General features: G+C 76.4%; 2 protein-coding genes. Both read right to left on the reverse strand.

Features of this window, described 5'->3' with window-relative positions:
* The coding region (locus ABT116_RS47650; RefSeq protein WP_351647693.1) for a PfkB family carbohydrate kinase at positions 1–784 on the reverse strand (784 nt) is incomplete at its 3' end.
* A partial coding sequence (locus tag ABT116_RS47655; protein ID WP_351647697.1) for a D-sedoheptulose-7-phosphate isomerase occupies positions 781–1,250 on the reverse strand: 470 nt, incomplete at its 5' end. The genes ABT116_RS47655 and ABT116_RS47650, both read right to left, overlap by 4 nt.

Raw genomic sequence — 1,250 nt, forward strand, 5'->3', positions numbered from 1 at the left:
GCGAACGCGGACTTCGTGGTGCTCGCCCCGTCCGAGGGCTGAACCGGGACGAAGGCCCGGCCCGGGACGCTCGAAGCGCAGGAGCGGGGTGAGCCAGCAGCACCCCGCGCTCGCCGAGGGTGACGGCCACCCCGGCGGCACGCCAGCGCTGGGCGAGCTGGGCCGCCCGCTCGGCGTACGCGCCGAGCGAAGTCCCTCCGGAGCCTGGGTACAGGGCTCGTGCCTCCGCCGCGTTGGGGGTGACCAGGCGTGCTCCGGGCACGGGCGGGTCGCCCGTGGGGTGCGGGTCCCACACCAGGGGCGTGCGGCGGGCGGCGTCCTCCAGGAGCGCTCGCACGGCGCCCGCGGTGTGCCGGCCGTAGTCGGCGACCAGGACGGCGTGCGCGTCGGCCAGCGCCTCCCGGACCGCGTCGTCGGGCTCGCCCGGGGTGCCGCCGCCCCGGTCGATGCGCACGACCGGCCGGCCGCCCGCGAGCACGCGGGTCTTGACCGGCAGGGTGCCGTCCAGCGGGATCTCCAGGATCCGGACCCGGCCGCGCAGCCCGCGTCGTACCGCCTCACTGGCCTCGTCGTCGCCGAGCGCGGTCACCAGGACCACGTCCCGGCCGCCACGGGCGGCGAGGGCGGCGGCCAGTCCGGCTCCGCCGGGGTGGCGACGGTCGCCGGTGACGTCGACGACGGGTGCGGGGGCGTCGGGGGCGAGCCGGGTGGAGACGCCTTCGATGTCCTCATCGAGGAGAACGTCCCCGACGACGACGAGGGGGTGCGGCCCGGTCCCGGTCATGGCGTACTCCCGTGGGTCAGGACCGTGCGCCGCCCGAGGGGCGTGGACACGGCCGTGTCGAAGCACTCGCAGAGCAGGTGGACGGCGACGAGGTGGGTCTCCTGGACGTTGGCGGTGGTGTCCGCGTCGACGCACAGGGCCTCGTGGGCGGCTTCCGACAGGGGGTTCGGGCCGCGCCCGGTGAGCGCCCAGACGCTCAGTCCGGCCTGCCGGGCGGTCACGGCGGCGGCGATGAGGTTGCTGCTGCGCCCCGAGGTGGACAGCAGCATGAGGACGTCACCGGGGCGGCCGTGGGCGGTGACCTGACGGGCGTAGACGTGGTCGAAGCCGTAGTCGTTGCCGATGGCGGTCATGCTGGACGTCTCGGCGTGCAGGGCGAGCGCGGAGTAGGCGGGGCGTTCCCGGCGGTAGCGGCCGACCAGTTCGGCGGTGAGGTGCTGGGCCTGGGCGGCGCTGCCGCCGTTGC

The organism is Streptomyces sp. NPDC002130 (assembly GCF_040296465.1).
Taxonomy (GTDB): domain Bacteria; phylum Actinomycetota; class Actinomycetes; order Streptomycetales; family Streptomycetaceae; genus Streptomyces.